Genomic DNA, 16,377 nt, shown 5'->3' on the forward strand with positions numbered 1-16,377 from the left:
ATCTGCGAGTATTTGAAACTCTATATGCCTTGGTTCTTCTATAAATTTTTCCATATACATTGTTCCATCACCAAAATTAGTTTCCGCCTCGATTTTCGCAGTATTAAATGCGGATGCGAGATCTTCTACTTTGCTAACAACTCTTATACCTCGTCCGCCGCCTCCTGCTGAAGCCTTTATCATTACAGGATATCCTATTTTCTCAGCTGATTCTAAAGCATCTGTTTCAGAGGCAATTTCTCCATCTGATCCAGGAACAACAGGCACTCCAGCTTTTATCATAATTTCTCTTGCCTTTAATTTGTTGCCCATGTTATCAATATTTTGTGAATTAGGTCCTATATATTTTATATTACATTCCTCACACATTTGAGCGAACTTACTATTTTCAGATAAAAATCCATAACCAGGATGGATCGCTTCCGCACCTGTAAGAACTGTAGCACTTAATATATTTTGCATATTTAGATAACTATCCTTAGATTTAGCAGGTCCAATACATATAGCCTCATCTGCCATCTGAGTATGAAGAGCTTCCTTATCAACCTCGGAATATACTGCCACAGTTTGGATACCCATTTCATTACATGCCCGAATTATTCTTACCGCTATCTCGCCTCTATTAGCAATTAATATCTTCTTAAACATATTGTTTACCTTCCCCATACTTAAATTTATTTACTAAAGTGTTTAAATTTTTTAAATACCTACCGCAAACGTAATTTCAGCTTGTGCTGCCTTTACTCCATTTACTGTCGCTATTCCAAGACCTATTCCAACAGGTCCCTTCATTTTAATTATCTCTACCTCAAGCTTAAGTACATCTCCTGGAACAACTTTTCTCTTGAATTTTGCTTTGTTAATACCACCAAAATAAGCAATTTTACCTTTATACTCTTCCATACTTAAAAGAGCAACCGCACCAACTTGTGCAAGAGCCTCAATAATAATTACTCCGGGAAGTATAGGCTCCTCCGGGAAATGGCCTTGAAAAAAGTACTCATTCATAGTAATATTCTTATACCCAACCGCTCTTTTTCCTGGTTCTAATTCCTCTACTTTATCCACAAATAAAAATGGGTATCTATGAGGAATAATTTTTTGAATTTGTTTTACATCTAAAGTAATACCTTTTATAGGTTCTATATTTTCCATGTTAATCCTCCACATCCTGCATTATTAGGTCAATAGATAAATGTCGATTTTAAATTACCTTTTATACACTATTTCTTTATTATTTTAAATAATGGTTGACCGTACTCTACCATATCTTCATTAGAAACTAATACTTCTAAAACTTCTCCGTCTACTTCGCTTTCAATTTCATTCATAAGCTTCATAGCTTCTAATATACAAAGTGTATCTCCCACTTTAACAATAGATCCAACTTTCACAAAGTTCTTTGATTCAGCGCTTGGAGAAGTATACATAGTTCCAACAATAGGTGATTTAACTATAAATATGTTTTCATCAGGTATTGTATTCACTGTATTTTTAGAAACATCATCTTCTATTTTTTCTGCATGCACTTCCTGCATTTCTATATTTTCCCCATTCAATGGTTCATGAGTAGCTGCCTCTATATGTGTAACATTTGCAGGAATTCCTTCTACTACCACCTGTGCTTCTTTTTTCTCCATCTTTATCCTAATACCCTCTGTTTCAATTTCAAAACAAGTGATTTGTGAATCACTAACAGTTTTTATTAAATCTTGAATATTTTTATAATCCATAGTTATCTACCATCCCATTTTTTTAATAATATAGTAGCATCATGACCACCAAATCCAAAAGAATTAGACATTGCATATTTAAGCTGCTGTTTTCGGCCTACATTTGGAACGATATCCAAATCACAATCTTCATCCGGTACTTTATACCCTATAGTTGCTGGCACAAAACCTTCTTCTAAAGCTTTTACACATACTATAGCCTCTATTGCTCCTGATGCTCCAAGAAGGTGTCCTGTCATAGACTTTGTTGAACTCATAGGTATTTTATAAGCATATTCTCCAAAAGCAGATTTTACAGCTGTTGTTTCAAATTTGTCATTATATGGAGTGCTTGTTCCATGCGCATTAATGTAAGACACTTCTTCTGGGTTAATATTAGCATCTTTAAGTGCCATTACCATTGATCTTGCAGCCCCTTCTCCATCTGGTGCTGGTGAAGTTATGTGATATGCATCACAAGTTGATCCATAACCACTAACCTCTGCGTATATTTTAGCATTTCTCATCGTAGCATGCTCTAAAGATTCGAGTATAACAATACCTGCACCATCTCCCATAATAAAACCATTTCTCTCTTTATCAAAAGGAATCGATGCTCTTAGAGGATCTTCACTTTTGCTTAAAGCTGTTAGTGATGCAAAACCAGCTAAAGCAAGTGGACTTATAGACGCCTCTGAACCTCCAGCTATTATTATATCTGCTCTACCATCTTGAATTAAATGAAAAGCATCTCCGATTGCATTTGTTCCCGTAGCGCAAGCAGTAACTACACTATAACACATACCTTTAGCACCATATTTTATTGCAATGTTACCAGCTGCCATATTACCTATTATCATAGGTATTAAGTAAGGTGTCACTCTACCTGGTCCTTTTTCTAAAAGCTTTGCATGTTCTCTCTCAATAGTACCTATTCCACCAATACCTGAACCAACTATTACTCCTATTTTTTCACTGTCCTCGTTTTCTAAAACTAGTCCAGAGTTTTCAACCGCTTCTTTCGCTGCAACCATTGCATACTGACAATACATATCCATTTTTCTAGCTTCTCTAATGCCAAGCGCTACCGTTACATCAAAATCTTTAACCTCTGCAGCCAGTTTACATTTAAAATCCGTAATATCAAAAGCTTTAATTACATCTATGCCGCAAGTTCCTTTTTTTATATTATCCCAAAAACTATTTACATCATTTCCTATAGGAGTAACTGCTCCCATACCTGTTATAACGACTCTATTTTTCATAAAGTAAATCCTCCTTTATCATCACCTTAAGGTGATGAATCATCTTTAGACGCTACATTACCATTCCGCCATCTACATTTATAACTTGACCCGTTATATATGCCGCTTCGTCTGTTGCTAAAAATGCTACTACATTTGCAACATCTTCTGGCCTTCCAAGTCTCTTTAATGGAATAGTGCCCATTATAGTATCTTTTACTTTAGCTGGCAAATCTTCAGTCATATCAGTTTGAATATATCCTGGCGCTACTGCATTGCAAGTAACTCCTCTACTTCCAAATTCTTTAGCTACAGACTTTGTCATTCCTATTATACCAGCCTTTGCAGCTGAATAATTTACCTGCCCTGCATTTCCTGTAAGCCCAGAAACTGAAGATATATTTATTATTCTCCCACTTCTTTGCTTAAGCATTATAGCCGCTACATGCCTTGTGCAATTAAAAGCACCTTTTAGATTAATATCTATAACACTATCAAAATCCGCTTCTTTCATTCTCATCAAAAGACCATCTTTTGTTATACCTGCATTATTAACTAGAATATCTATGCTTCCAAATTCTTCAACAGATTTTTTTATCATGTTTTCTACATCAGTATAACTACTTATATCAGCTTGAATTGCGAGTACCTTGACTCCTAAAGCTTCTATTTCTTTAACTACTTTCTGCACTGCGTCAACGCTATTTCTATAATTAACAACTACATTTGCTCCATCTTTTGCAAGCTTTAATGCTATAGCTCTTCCAATACCACGACTAGCCCCTGTAACCACTGCTGTTTTACCTTTTAACATCAATTCTCGCTCCTTTACATCTTTCATAATGACCCTAGATTTTAATTGATCCTATCTTTTAAGCAATTCTACTGCTTTATTTAATGAATCCATATCTTCAATATTAACAATTTTAAGTTTTCTATCTATTTTCTTAACAAAACCACTTAACACTTTCCCAGGTCCTATCTCTACAAAAGTATCAACACCATCTTTTATCATTCTTTTAATAATTGTCTCCCATAAAACAGAACTCATAACTTGAAGTCTTAAATTATCTTTGATATCATCTTTATTTTTTACATAATCACCATTTACATTCGTCATTAATGGAATAGTCATATCATTAAAACTTATATTTTTTAGTTCGATCTCTAACTTCTCCGCTGCCGGCTTTAGCATAGACGAGTGAAATGGTGCACTTACAGATAAAACTATAGCTCGTTTAGCACCTTTTTCCTTAGCTTTTTCACATGCAAGTTCTACCGCTGCTATTTCCCCGGCAATTACTATTTGTCCTGGGCAATTCAAATTTGCAATTTCAACTATCCCAGAAGCTTTTGCCTCGTTACATGCTTCTTCAACTAAAGAAGCCTCAAGTCCAATAATCGCAGCCATAGTACCTATTCCTACAGGCACCGCCTCTTGCATAAATCTACCTCGCTTTTTAACAAGCTTTACAGCATCTTTAAAATCCATAGCTCCACTACAAACAAGTGCTGAGTACTCTCCAAGACTAAGTCCTGCAGTCACATCGCACTTTATACCATGTTTTTGTAATGCCATAAGTGCTGCTATGCTAACAGTTAAAATAGCGGGCTGAGTATTTTCTGTAATATTTAACTCCTCAATTTCACCTTCAAAACAAAGTTTACTTAATTCAAAATTAAGTTCTTTATCTGCTATATTAAATATATTTTTGCATTCCTCTATATTTTCAAATAATTCCTTGCCCATACCAATATATTGGGCTCCCTGTCCCGGAAAAATAAAAGCAATTTTGCTCATAATTTATCTCCTTAATCATCACTTTCAGAGCTAGTCGTTGCTACGTCTCCGAATATTATGGCTTTAATCTATATGAAATATTATTATTTTATCTAAATTTTATAATAGCTTCTTCTGCTTGCGTAAACATTTCTTCGATAATTTCCTTGCAACTTTGTTCTTTTTTTACAAGACCCGCAATTTGTCCTGCAAGAATAGATCCCATCTCTATGTCGCCTTCTTGTACTGCCCTTTGTAAACATCCTCGTCCAAGTTCCTCTAAATCCTTTATTGAAGCATTTTCTTTCTCAAGTTTCTGGAATTTTCTCGATAATTTATTTTTTAAAACCCTAACAGGGTGTCCTGTAGGTCTTCCTGTAACTACTGAATCTATATCCTTCGCACCTAGTATCTTCTTTTTATAATTCTCATGTATTGTACATTCATTTGCTACTAGGAACCTTGTTCCTACTTGAACTCCTTGTACACCAAGCATAAATACTGCTGCAACTCCTCGTCCATCGCCTATGCCACCTGCCGCAATTACCGGAATACTAACCGCATCAACAACTTGAGGAACTAGTGCCATAGTTGTAAGTTCACCAATATGTCCGCCAGATTCACAACCTTCTGCGATAACTGCATCTGCTCCTGCTCTCTCCATACGCTTTGCTAATGCAACAGAAGCCACTACTGGTATTACTTTAATCCCATGTGACTTCCAAAGTTCCATATATTTACCTGGATTTCCCGCTCCCGTAGTAACTACCTTAACACCTTCTTCACATACAAGATGTGCAATTTCTTCTGCATTATCACTTAAAAGCATTATATTAACGCCAAAAGATTTATCTGTTAACTTCTTAGCTTTTCTAATTTCATCCCTTATATAATCTGTTGGTGCATTGGCCGCCGCTATAATACCGAGACCTCCTGCATTAGATACTGCAGATGCTAAACTACTATCCGCAACCCAAGCCATACCACCTTGTATTATTGGATACTTTACACCTAACTCTTTAAAAAATACGGAATTAAACATTTTACCCCTCCTTGATTCCTTAAAACATATAGTTAAAGTCAGATAATTACAGAAAAAAAGTACATATTACTACAACTACATTTCACGTAATATATACTTTTTAATATACTGAATAAAACTAAATTTTTATACTTAGTAGTTCAGCTCTCCAATCATCTAACTCTTAATTTATATTATTTAAGTTTTTGTTCTATATATTTAACAATTCCCTGTACATCTTTAATATTTTCTATATCCTCATTTGGTATTTCAATTTCAAATGCTTCTTCGAGTGACATAACAATTTCAAAAATTTCAAGAGAATCTACACCTAAATCATCTGCAAATTTGGCCTCCATTTTAACCTCTGCTTCGTCTATTCCTAATTGTTCAACTATTACACTTTTAACTTTTTCAAATACCATTATTAATTCCTCCTAAGATTTTATTTATTCATTGTCCATTCTATTAATGAAGCTCCGTAGGTTAATCCACCACCAAAGCCTACAAGTATAATTTTATCTCCAGCTGTAAGTAAATTTTCCTTATTCATTTCGTCCATTGCTATGGCTATACTTGCTGCTGAAGTATTTCCGTACTTATCTAAATTGACGAAAAATTTATCTTTATCAGCCTTCAATTTTCTAACAACAAATTCTATTATTCTAAAATTTGCTTGATGACAAACTACATACTTAATATCATCAAGTGTGTAATTATTTTCATTTAAGATTCTACTTATGCTACTTGCAATAGTTTTTACTGCAAATTTAAAAATTTCTTTTCCATCCATACCTATTGTTGCTTTAAAATTTTCATTTCCTTTTGTATATGTATTTTTCACATCTACAGTTGGACATGTCAAAAATTTCCCCTTTTGACCTTCTGAAGCTGAATTTACAGAAATTATTCCTCTAACACTTCCTGCTTCAAGTACCGCTGCCCCTGCTCCGTCACCAAATAAAATACAAGTGTTTCTGTCTGTCCAATCAACTATTTTTGATAATACATCAGCCCCTATTATTAGTGCTCTTTTTCGCTGACCTGTTTTAAGAAATTGCATTGCTATATTAAGGGCAAATATAAACCCTGTACATGCTGCTGATATGTCAAAAGCCATGGCATTAACTGCTCCAATATTTCCTTGAACTATACATGCAGTTGCTGGTACAAATTGATCTGGAGAAGTACTTGCAACAATAATCAAGTCTATATCTTCAGCTTTAATATTTGCATCCACTAATGCTTCACTGGCTGCTTTTGTAGCTAAATCTGAAGTATTTTCTCCTGTAGATATATGTCTCTGCTTAATACCTGTCATAGAAACTATCCATTCATCAGAAGTATCTACAATTTTTGATAACTCATGATTAGTCATTATGTTTAGAGGCGCATAACTTCCCGTCCCAATTATTTGTACTTCATTCATTGCTTAACTCCCACTTCCTTAATATTCTAATCTATATTTATTTTTGAAGAAATCATTTAATTTTTCAAGAGATTTTATTAATACCTCTTCCTCTTCTTCGTTTAGACCATCGATAGTTGCATGTACCATATTAGAATGAAACCTATCATGTATTCTGTAGGCAAGTTTTCCTTTTCTGGTAAGTGTGATCATTACTGATCTTCTATCTTCTTCTCCCCTTTTTCTATCAACATACCCTTTTTTAAGAAGTTTGTTAATAGCGGTTGTAAGTGTCCCTACCGTTATTCTAAGATCCTGAGCGACCTCGGACATAGTTCTGTGTTCATACATTCCAATTGCATCAATAGTATGTACTTCCGTTACAGATATGTCCTTAAGAACCCCTTCTTTAAGTGCCCTCTGTTCTATCTGAGATATGTCACTAAAGGTCTCTACTAAAAGTTCATTTACAACTCCAACAGATCTGCTCATATTTACCACCATTTCCCATGCGTTGATTTCCATATACTTATATTTTCATGTACTTTGATACTCAAAGTATATCTATGGAGTTGTAATTTGTCAATATTTTTACCATTAATATGAAAATTTTTACATTGTGTTTTTGTCTATAAGAAACTAAAAATCACGTTCTGCTTCTTCCACAAGTTCAGTCATAAGTTCCTTAACTGTCACAATTTTATTTACACGGTAAGCATTACTTCCAACGAAAATAAGACCATTATCTAAGTTCCCTCTTACCGCTTGTATAAGTGCTTCTGTAATACAATACGGTGTAGTTTTAGGATCACATTTCTTAATGCACAAATAACACTTACTTACTTTGCAACCCTTTTCCTCTACAACTTTCATGAAATTATTGTTAATGGCACGTCCAGGCATACCTACCGGACTTTTTACTATCTTTATGTCTCCTTCTTTTGAATTAATATATGCCATTTTAAATGCTAAACTAGCATCACATTCATACGTCGCCACAAATCTAGTAGCCATTTGTACCCCAGCTGCACCTATTTTCATTAATTCTGAAATATCAGTACCAGTATAGACTCCACCAGCGGCTACTACAGGAATTTTTTTATTATATTTCTCTTCGAAAGGTTTAATTGCCTCTATAACTTCTTTAACTATTTGCTTTAAATCTTGGGCTTTCTTCTCAAGTAGCGATTCCAAAGAGAAACCAAGATGACCGCCAGCCTCTGGGCCTTCAACAACAATTAAATCTGCGGCACACTTGTTTTTTCTATCCCACATTTTTGATATAACTATAGCTGCCTTTGCTGATGATACTATAGGTGCAAGTTTTGTTTTAAATCCTTTGGCTATTTTCGGTAAATCAAGTGCAAGTCCTGCACCAGATATTATTAAATCTATACCTTCTTCTAAAGCTACCGTTGTTAGCTCTTCATAATTATTCATAGCTACCATAATGTTTATCCCAATTATACCTTTAGGACTTAATTCTTTAGCTCGCCTAATTTCATTTCTTAATGCTCTTTTGTTTGCTTCCTTTGCATTAGTTGCAAAGTCTTCTTCATTAAATCCAATTTGGGCAGTAGATATTATCCCAATTCCACCCTCATTTGCGACAGATGATGCGAGCTTTGATAAAGATACTCCCACTCCCATACCACCTTGAATTATAGGAATACGTGCTATTAATTCTCCAATTTTTAAAGGAGGTAACTTCATAATTATCCTCTCCCTTTGCTTAGATTTTCAACTAGTTTGATAGTCAAAGTATATATATTTTTATATTCCATGTCAAGATAAAAGTATCTTACAACTAATTCAAATGTTTTTTAATAACAAAGTTTTTCATTTCCATTCTTTTTAGTTTTTATAGTAGTTTACGGTATGAATTTACTTTTCCTAATATCACTAGCAATTATACAAAACTCTTATAGAATTTGGATGGTCGTAAAATCCAGGGGTGATGTAAAAAAATCATTGATTTTATATGGTTTTCAATTATTTTTAAATTTTCTTTGGTCTATTATATTTTCAGGTTTAGACTATACGCTATTGCTTTTTTAGAATTACTTCTATTATTAGTATTTATTCTTTTAACTACTTTTGAATTTTATAAGATTGATAAATCCGCAACTTATCTTATGATTCCATATATTGCTTGGGTATCATTTGCTGGAGTTTTAAATTATACTATATGGATGCTTAATTAAAAATTTTTATGATTAATTACTTAGGAGGAAATATGAACTCAGATTATAAAATAAAACAAATAACCAGTTTGTATGACAGTTGTAATCAATGTGGGCTGCCTATTATAAATTGCCTCTGTTCTACAGCACCTAAGATAAAAACATCCTCAAAATTTTGGATTTTATCTACAGAGAAAGAATTTTATAGACCTTCTAATACTGCGAGACTATTAAAACTCATAAATCCACATTCTACCGAACTTTTTCTTTGGGAAAGAACAAAAATACCAGAAAAATTAATAACAAACTTAAATAATGATATATATGAACCATTTTTGCTTTTCCCCATAGAAAATAATCAAACAAAGTGCCCAAAACTTGAATATAAAAGTGCAGGGAAAATTCCTGCCTTTATTATCATAGACGGTACATGGAAGGAAGCACGAAAAATACTTAGGAAAAGTTCCTATTTAGAAAACCTGCCAATTATTTCATTAGAACCAAACTTTAAGTCTATATATGATTTAAGAAGAGGTGCAAAGGATGGCAATTTATGTACAATAGAAACTGCAATAGAGGTACTAACTATAAGTGGTGATGAGAAGTATTCACAAGTAATAAATGATTTTTATAATTTATTTTTAAAAAGCTATAAGGCAGGCTTAAGTGGTCACAAACTTATAACTTCTAATAAAAATTGAAGATGCCATCCAAAAGTATGGCATCTTCAATTTTTTTTAATATCTAAAATATCCATATTAAAAACGAATAATATAACAATCAAAATTACTGAATCGGTTGCTGAAAATTTTGAGATTGCTGGTCTTTAATTTTTTGTTTACCTTCCTCCATGAATTGTGAATCCTTTGGAGATAACATATACAAAATTTCTTGAAGCTCCCCAACGTGCCTTCTTTCTTCATCTGCAATGTGATTTAAAATTTTTTTAACTCTTTCATCAGATGTAGACATCGAATGAGCTTCATAACCTATAATAGCCTCAAGTTCACCTGAAATATCAACACGAATTGCTTGTGCAAGCTCATCATTTGACATTTGTCTTGGTACATTTGCAATGAATGGATCTCCGAGTAAAGCCATAGTTTATTCCTCCTTTTTAATCTTAAATATATTTTTAGCATCATCATGATATTTTATTCATTTATAAGTTTGGTCCTATTTAAGATGAAAATGCGTATTCTTGTATTTTTTATAGTGCATAATATCTAGGAATATAACATAATAAAATATGTTGTATATCCTGAAATTTTTGCCAAAAACCATGTTATCCTCCAGACTTTATGAGATCAAATTATTAGTTGTTCTATAAATATTATGGATTAATGTAGCAATATTGGATATAATATGATTCATAGGTTATAAAAATTCGTAATTAAAGGGTGGTAATATGAGAATACCGAATCATATCGGAATAATTCCTGATGGAAATAGAAGATGGTCCGTAAATAATGGTTTACCTAAGGACAAAGGATATACTTATGGATTAGATCCTGGTCTATCTTTGTATAAACTTTGCAAAAATGCAGGTGTAAAAGAAATAACTTATTTCGGTTTTACTACCGATAATACAAAAAGGCCAGCAATACAAAGAGAGGCCTTTGCTAAAGCTTGTGTCGATGCTGTAAAACTTTTAAGTACACAAGATGCAGATTTATTAGTAGTAGGAAATAGCGACTCCCCTATGTTTCCAAAAGAACTAATTCCTTTCACCTCACGTAAAACCTTTGGCAAGGGCGGTATAAGGATAAATTTCCTAGTGAACTATGGCTGGGAATGGGATCTGAGTAATCTTGATCAAAACAAAAGTAGTAAAAGAAGCAATATATTGAATTGTATCAAAACTAAAGATATTTCTAGAGTAGATTTAATCATTCGTTGGGGTGGTAGAATGCGTCTTAGCGGTTTCTTACCAATACAGTCCATTTATTCTGACTTTTATGCTATAGATGACTTTTGGCCTGATTTTAAACCAGAACATTTAACTAACGCCTTAAATTGGTATGATCAGCAAGATGTAACCCTTGGTGGTTAATTTTATTTTCTCAAAGGAGTTCTTATGGTAATCGAAAAGACAAATTGTTGTAAATGTATATATTACTATATTACTTGGGATCCAGCTTTCCCCAAAGGCTGTAAACTTTATGGTTTCAAATCTCCAAATTTACCTTCCATACTAGTAAAACAATCATCCGGGATAGCTTGTTGTAAATTTACAACAAAAGAAAGAAAGTAATTGTTTATTGTAACCTCTAATAAATTTAAATTATAAACTAAGGCACATAACTAAATATATATAAATCATATTTTTAGTTATATGCTCTGTGCCCTAATTAAACCATCTCCTGGGTCGCTGCAATATTAACCTTATTATTTCGATCAACTACCTCATATGCGTAGGACTGAATTTCTTCTTGCCTTATTGTCCCATCATCGTTAATTCCCGTAACTATTGTTGGAATGTTTACTAACTTACTTTCTATGTCCCCGATTTTTACATATCTATCTAACCCAGCTTTAAGTTTTTCGCATTTTCCCTCGCCTAATTCTCTTCCCTTCATGCCTCTCAAAATTCATCACTCCTCTCGAATATTAGACTCTCCACTTATAGTTCATATATACTTTCTAATCTTTAAAAACAATTTTTAGATGAGATGATAATATAGTATTTATAAAAAATATAATATTTATTCTCAAAAAAAACAAAAACGCCTATTAAGCGTTTTTAATATGATTTTTAAAGCTATGATTACAGAACAGCTAGTGTATCCTCTTTAAATTTTTCTAGTCCTATTCTCGTTATAAAATCGCCTAATTTTTCTCCCATGTTTCCTTTATCCTTATAATACGTTATCAAAGTATCAATCAAAATTAACACTTGATCCTCAGTTAATTTTTCTGCAATAATATCCGCAACTCTAGGCGTAAATCCACCACTACCACCAGCTACTATCATGTATCCCTCTTTATCACCAATTACACCTAAATCCCTAGAATAAACACTAGTGCAAGCATTTTTGCAACCAGCTACCCCAATTTTTGTTCTACAAGGCATCTCCATACCATGGTAACGCTTATCTAAAAGCATTCCAATTTTAAGGGAATTCTGTTTTGCTCTTTTACAAAAAGCCGCTGGACACATATGGACATTTTTTACAGAGTTTAGAGATTTAACAGCTGGACTCATACCTAATTCTTCCCATACCTTTGAAACATCTTCGCAATCAAGCCCTAATATTGCAATTCTCTGACCCGAGGTCATCTTTAATACACCTTTGTATTTTTGCGCAACACTAGCTATTTTCGAAAGCTGCTTCGGAGTTATAAACCCTCCTGGAATATGAGGTGTTACACCATAAGTTCTTTTCCCATCTCTTACCTTTTGAAGTACCGCATGTTTAGGTTCCATTAAATTACCTCCTATTCCATGGAGAGCTTAACAATTATTATATCCCTCTCCACATTTACTTTCTTATAATTTGATTTACTCCAATTATACCATTATGCCCTATCCCTTTAATGAAATTATACGTATATTCATCATTTGAATTTTCAACAAATGCTTTAGTCCATTCATGTCTAAGGTTATAAAATATATTTACGTCCCCATTTACCGTTTCCCAATAAATTTTATGAATACAACTTGTAGTTTCCCATTCAAATATATCCTCTTCCGATTTTATAGGCCTTGTTACTCTATCACAAGGCATACCTTCTAATAGATAATTATTAAGTGCATTAAATACTTCTTCTGGGCTTCCCGGCATTTCCTTTGCTCTTGACATCTCACCGACTGTTTTACCTTGCTTTATAAAACATTCATGTGCAATAACTTCTGCTTCTTTTTCATTCTTCTTAATCATTTCTGTTATTATAAATGCTATTCTCGTTTCAACTTTTTCAATTTTATCCGAAAGCCACCCATGTATATTAGATACATCAATTATATCCTCTATACTTTTGCTTATGTCTATTGGACTACCGTAAGCTAGTGATCTTTCAATAACATCCTTTGCATTATCACCGTATTTATCTATATATACTTTTTTTAATTTTAACTCTAAGTCCTCTGCTAATAAAATTTTACTAAATACCCATGTGTGAATAGGTGCTAAAAAAGCGCTCATTATTATTCCTCCAATACTAATTTTTTTAATCTACAAATCTATAGCTCAATAATACTTTATATAGGCTAAACTTACTGTAACCTATGTTACCATTTTAGATAATTCTTTAATTTAATTATTATCTGTTGTAGCGACCCAGGAGATGATTTAATCTAAAAAAATAAAGAGAGCATTTAATGCCCTCCCTACCACTCATTTTTTAAAAAGCTGTTAATTATGTTTTATTACGCTTTAATACCCTTTAGAATTCTGGAAGAAATTTAATTATTTATCGGCTCTTATTGCTGATTTACGTTTCGCCTTTTTCATATCAGACGCCCCAATGGTTTCTGGTTTTTTGGGTTTATTATCCTTTTCTTTAGCCGGTGTACTCATTTCTTTATATGGCATAAAATCACTCCTTTATAAAGTATTTTTTACTTTTAATGAAATTTTATTCATATATTTATTTTCACCTTATATATTTTTAAGTAATTGTAGATTCTCCATCTACAATTACCTCAAAACGCGAATGTGGTCCTGTAATGTGTCCCGTACTTCCTACCTCTCCTATTTTCATGCCTTTCTTTACTATATCACCTTTTTTACTACAATAGCACTACAATACGCATATGAGGTTTCTATACCCTCACCATTGTTGTAATTAGCACATAGATAACGCTTTTTTAGTCTCAAACCATTCAATATTATACCTCCTATACCACTTGCTTAATATACCCTTTTGTACCATAAATTAAATATTATTCAAATATTCTTTTATTTATATTTTTAACTATATGGTATACTATAGGTTGAATAATAAAATTTTTATAGATTAAAATATACTATATAATTTATTATCTACATTATATAGATAAACTTAATTTTAGATGTTAGAATACTAACATCTAAAATATAAAAAGGAAGGTAGTGACTTTATGAGCACTTTCATGTTTAAAAATGAAAATTATAAATATACTCCTGTGAGTAATATTTTTATAGATAAGTTTATGCCTAGAGCTAGAGGAGAATTTGTTAAAGTTTATCTTCTCGGACTAAAGTATTGTGCATCTGGAGAAATAGGTGCTACATCTTCGGTAATCGCAAATACTCTTGGACTTCTAGAAACGGATGTTGTTAATGCTTGGAACTACTGGAATGATGAAACCATAATTAAAATGACTCCAATCGATAATATGGGTAATTTTAATATTGAATTTTTAGACCTTTTAGATGTTCCAAATGAGAATATACAAAGTATAAATTTACTCGAAGAATTAACCAACTCCTCAATAAAGGGCATGCTACAGGATATTGAAAAACTATTAGCCAAACCATTATCACCAAAAGAAATGACAATGTACCTAAGCTGGCAAAAAGATTATAATTTTCCCCCAGAATTAATACTTCTATTAATTCAATACTGCGTATCAAAAGGTAAAGTTGATTATAGGTACATTGAAACCATTGCCATTGCATGGCATGATGCAGATATTAAAAATATTGAAGATGCCCAATCTTATATAAAGAAACATGAGGATAAATGGATAAATATTAGAAAAATATTAAATTATCTAGGGATTAAAGCTCCCGAAATAATGAAACCTCAAGAACAAATACTAGATAAATGGATAAATGTTTATAAATTTTCTCTCGAAATTATATTTAAAGCTTGCGATATTTGTTTTGATAGACTTAACAGAGCTGATTTTAAATATATTGACGGGATTCTAAATAGTTGGTTTAAAGACGGCATAAACTCGCTTCAGGACATAGAAAAGAAAGATAAAAAACATGCACTTACTAACAAACGTAATACTGCTGGTGGTAAACCTGCTAAAGGTAGCTTTAATGATTATGAACAGAGAGCTTACGACTTTGATGAACTAGAAAAAAAATTACTAGGATGGGATAAAAATGATTAAAGGTTATCAAACCAAGATATTAAGTATATATGATCAAATAAGACAAGAAGAAGAGTCTGACTTTAGGAAAAGAAAAATTCATATAGAAGAAACTCATCCTGAAATTATTGGATTAGATAAAAAAATAGGTAAATTATGTATCGAATTATCTATTAGCGCCCTGAAGAATACTGATAATAGAGAAAGCCATTTGCATGACTTAAAAGAAAAAATAATGGATCTAAGGGTAAAAAAATCTGAACTATTAGTCTCTAATGGCTTTGACATGGAGTACCTTAATTTACATTATAGATGTAATAAATGCCGCGATACCGGATTTATTGGAAACACTAAATGCTCTTGCTTTAAACAAAAAGTAGTAGATGTTTATTATACTGGATCTGAATTAAAAAGCATGCTCAAAACTCATAATTTTGATAACTTTAAATTGGATTATTATCCTTCTAGGAAAAGTGAACTTGAATCAATATCTCCAAAAAAGAACATGGAAAAGATTTTATCTATATCTATGAGCTTTTTGAAAAACTTCGACACTACTGATGAAAATTTATTATTTTACGGGAGTTCTGGAACAGGAAAAACATTTCTGTCTCATTGTATTACAAAAGAATTAATTGATAAAGGTTCCTTTGTAGTATATAGGACGGCTGAGGAATTAATAAGGGCTTTAAAAGATATTAGATTTAATAACAATAGTGCTTTAGAAGAATTACTAATAGATTGTGACTTACTTATTATCGATGATTTAGGTACGGAGCAGCTTTCAGATTTTAATAAAGCTGAACTGTTTAACTTGCTTAATACTAAGTTATTAAAACAAAAGAAGATGGTAGTATCTACTAATTTATCTCTTGAAAGTTTACTTAAAACTTATGCAGAAAGGGTAACTTCTAGATTATTTGGCAATTTTACTGCTTGCAAATTCTTTGGAGATGATATAAGAATAAAGGAAAACTTAAGTAAATTAAAATAGTATTAAA

At 32.4% G+C, this 16,377-nt stretch carries 21 protein-coding genes and 1 pseudogene; 5 read left to right on the forward strand and 17 right to left on the reverse strand.

Annotated features, from left to right (window positions below):
* The 11 genes from KPL54_RS20920 to KPL54_RS20970 all read right to left on the reverse strand — a co-directional run.
* Positions 1–648 (reverse strand): biotin carboxylase N-terminal domain-containing protein (locus tag KPL54_RS20920; RefSeq protein WP_216108474.1); only part of this gene is annotated, 648 nt, incomplete at its 3' end.
* A 51-nt stretch (positions 649–699) separates the two neighbouring features.
* Positions 700–1,155, reverse strand: a complete 456-nt coding sequence (gene fabZ, locus KPL54_RS20925) for a 3-hydroxyacyl-ACP dehydratase FabZ (RefSeq protein WP_216108475.1) — start codon at positions 1,153–1,155, stop codon at positions 700–702.
* Positions 1,156–1,223: 68 nt separating this feature from the next.
* A complete protein-coding gene (gene accB / locus KPL54_RS20930) occupies positions 1,224–1,733 on the reverse strand; it encodes an acetyl-CoA carboxylase biotin carboxyl carrier protein (protein ID WP_216108476.1) in 510 nt (169 codons plus the stop codon).
* Positions 1,734–1,735: 2 nt separating this feature from the next.
* Positions 1,736–2,977 (reverse strand): beta-ketoacyl-ACP synthase II, encoded by a 1,242-nt coding sequence (fabF, locus tag KPL54_RS20935; protein ID WP_216108477.1) that lies wholly within the window; start codon positions 2,975–2,977, stop codon positions 1,736–1,738.
* 52 nt (positions 2,978–3,029) lie between these two features.
* Positions 3,030–3,770, reverse strand: a complete 741-nt coding sequence (fabG, locus tag KPL54_RS20940; protein ID WP_253203656.1) for a 3-oxoacyl-[acyl-carrier-protein] reductase — start codon at positions 3,768–3,770, stop codon at positions 3,030–3,032.
* A gap of 51 nt (positions 3,771–3,821) precedes the next feature.
* Complete coding sequence (gene fabD, locus KPL54_RS20945) at positions 3,822–4,757, reverse strand: ACP S-malonyltransferase (protein WP_216108479.1); 936 nt, start codon at positions 4,755–4,757, stop codon at positions 3,822–3,824.
* Positions 4,758–4,845: 88 nt separating this feature from the next.
* A complete protein-coding gene (fabK, locus tag KPL54_RS20950) occupies positions 4,846–5,778 on the reverse strand; it encodes an enoyl-[acyl-carrier-protein] reductase FabK (RefSeq protein ID WP_216108480.1) in 933 nt (310 codons plus the stop codon).
* Between the two features lie 173 nt (positions 5,779–5,951).
* A complete protein-coding gene (gene acpP / locus KPL54_RS20955) occupies positions 5,952–6,182 on the reverse strand; it encodes an acyl carrier protein (protein ID WP_071614750.1) in 231 nt (76 codons plus the stop codon).
* Between the two features lie 20 nt (positions 6,183–6,202).
* On the reverse strand, positions 6,203–7,186 hold the full coding sequence (locus KPL54_RS20960; RefSeq protein ID WP_216108481.1) for a beta-ketoacyl-ACP synthase III: 984 nt from the start codon (positions 7,184–7,186) through the stop codon (positions 6,203–6,205).
* A gap of 18 nt (positions 7,187–7,204) precedes the next feature.
* Positions 7,205–7,657, reverse strand: a complete 453-nt coding sequence (locus KPL54_RS20965; RefSeq protein WP_171298966.1) for a MarR family winged helix-turn-helix transcriptional regulator — start codon at positions 7,655–7,657, stop codon at positions 7,205–7,207.
* Positions 7,658–7,804: 147 nt separating this feature from the next.
* Positions 7,805–8,878, reverse strand: a complete 1,074-nt coding sequence (locus KPL54_RS20970; protein WP_216108482.1) for an NAD(P)H-dependent flavin oxidoreductase — start codon at positions 8,876–8,878, stop codon at positions 7,805–7,807.
* Positions 8,879–9,028: 150 nt separating this feature from the next.
* Here KPL54_RS20970 and KPL54_RS26875 point away from each other — a divergent pair.
* Both KPL54_RS26875 and KPL54_RS20980 read left to right on the forward strand, forming a co-directional pair.
* Positions 9,029–9,369, forward strand: a pseudogene (locus KPL54_RS26875) (tryptophan-rich sensory protein).
* Positions 9,370–9,401: 32 nt separating this feature from the next.
* Positions 9,402–10,049, forward strand: a complete 648-nt coding sequence (locus KPL54_RS20980) for a tRNA-uridine aminocarboxypropyltransferase (RefSeq protein WP_216108483.1) — start codon at positions 9,402–9,404, stop codon at positions 10,047–10,049.
* A gap of 85 nt (positions 10,050–10,134) precedes the next feature.
* Here the strand turns inward: KPL54_RS20980 and KPL54_RS20985 are convergent, their stop codons facing one another.
* On the reverse strand, positions 10,135–10,449 hold the full coding sequence (locus KPL54_RS20985) for a demethoxyubiquinone hydroxylase family protein (protein ID WP_216108484.1): 315 nt from the start codon (positions 10,447–10,449) through the stop codon (positions 10,135–10,137).
* 307 nt (positions 10,450–10,756) lie between these two features.
* On the opposite strand from KPL54_RS20985, the gene KPL54_RS20990 reads away from it, so the two are divergent.
* Complete coding sequence (locus KPL54_RS20990) at positions 10,757–11,401, forward strand: undecaprenyl diphosphate synthase family protein (RefSeq protein ID WP_216108485.1); 645 nt, start codon at positions 10,757–10,759, stop codon at positions 11,399–11,401.
* Positions 11,402–11,699: 298 nt separating this feature from the next.
* Here KPL54_RS20990 and KPL54_RS20995 read toward each other — a convergent pair whose 3' ends face one another.
* The 5 genes from KPL54_RS20995 to KPL54_RS26880 form a co-directional block, all read right to left on the reverse strand.
* On the reverse strand, positions 11,700–11,936 hold the full coding sequence (locus KPL54_RS20995) for a hypothetical protein (RefSeq protein ID WP_216108486.1): 237 nt from the start codon (positions 11,934–11,936) through the stop codon (positions 11,700–11,702).
* 179 nt (positions 11,937–12,115) lie between these two features.
* Positions 12,116–12,775 (reverse strand): NAD(P)/FAD-dependent oxidoreductase, encoded by a 660-nt coding sequence (locus tag KPL54_RS21000; protein WP_216108487.1) that lies wholly within the window; start codon positions 12,773–12,775, stop codon positions 12,116–12,118.
* A 55-nt stretch (positions 12,776–12,830) separates the two neighbouring features.
* The gene (locus KPL54_RS21005; RefSeq protein ID WP_216108488.1) at positions 12,831–13,493 is read right to left on the reverse strand and encodes a hypothetical protein; all 663 of its coding nucleotides are present in this window, start codon (positions 13,491–13,493) and stop codon (positions 12,831–12,833) included.
* 264 nt (positions 13,494–13,757) lie between these two features.
* Positions 13,758–13,883, reverse strand: a complete 126-nt coding sequence (locus tag KPL54_RS26610; protein ID WP_268038606.1) for a hypothetical protein — start codon at positions 13,881–13,883, stop codon at positions 13,758–13,760.
* Positions 13,884–13,959: 76 nt separating this feature from the next.
* Positions 13,960–14,052: a hypothetical protein gene (locus KPL54_RS26880; protein ID WP_268038605.1), complete on the reverse strand. Its 93-nt coding sequence runs from the start codon at positions 14,050–14,052 to the stop codon at positions 13,960–13,962.
* 358 nt (positions 14,053–14,410) lie between these two features.
* Between KPL54_RS26880 and KPL54_RS21015 the strand changes: the two genes are divergently transcribed.
* Both KPL54_RS21015 and KPL54_RS21020 read left to right on the forward strand, forming a co-directional pair.
* Positions 14,411–15,397 carry a DnaD domain protein gene (locus tag KPL54_RS21015; protein ID WP_216108489.1) on the forward strand — a complete coding sequence of 329 codons (987 nt, stop codon included), beginning with the start codon at positions 14,411–14,413 and terminating at the stop codon, positions 15,395–15,397.
* Complete coding sequence (locus KPL54_RS21020) at positions 15,390–16,370, forward strand: ATP-binding protein (RefSeq protein WP_216108490.1); 981 nt, start codon at positions 15,390–15,392, stop codon at positions 16,368–16,370. The genes KPL54_RS21015 and KPL54_RS21020 overlap by 8 nt, the downstream gene beginning before the upstream one ends.
* Positions 16,371–16,377: the final 7 nt, after the last annotated feature.

Source organism: Clostridium estertheticum, from assembly GCF_018861295.1.
Classification (GTDB): domain Bacteria; phylum Bacillota; class Clostridia; order Clostridiales; family Clostridiaceae; genus Clostridium_AD; species Clostridium_AD estertheticum_D.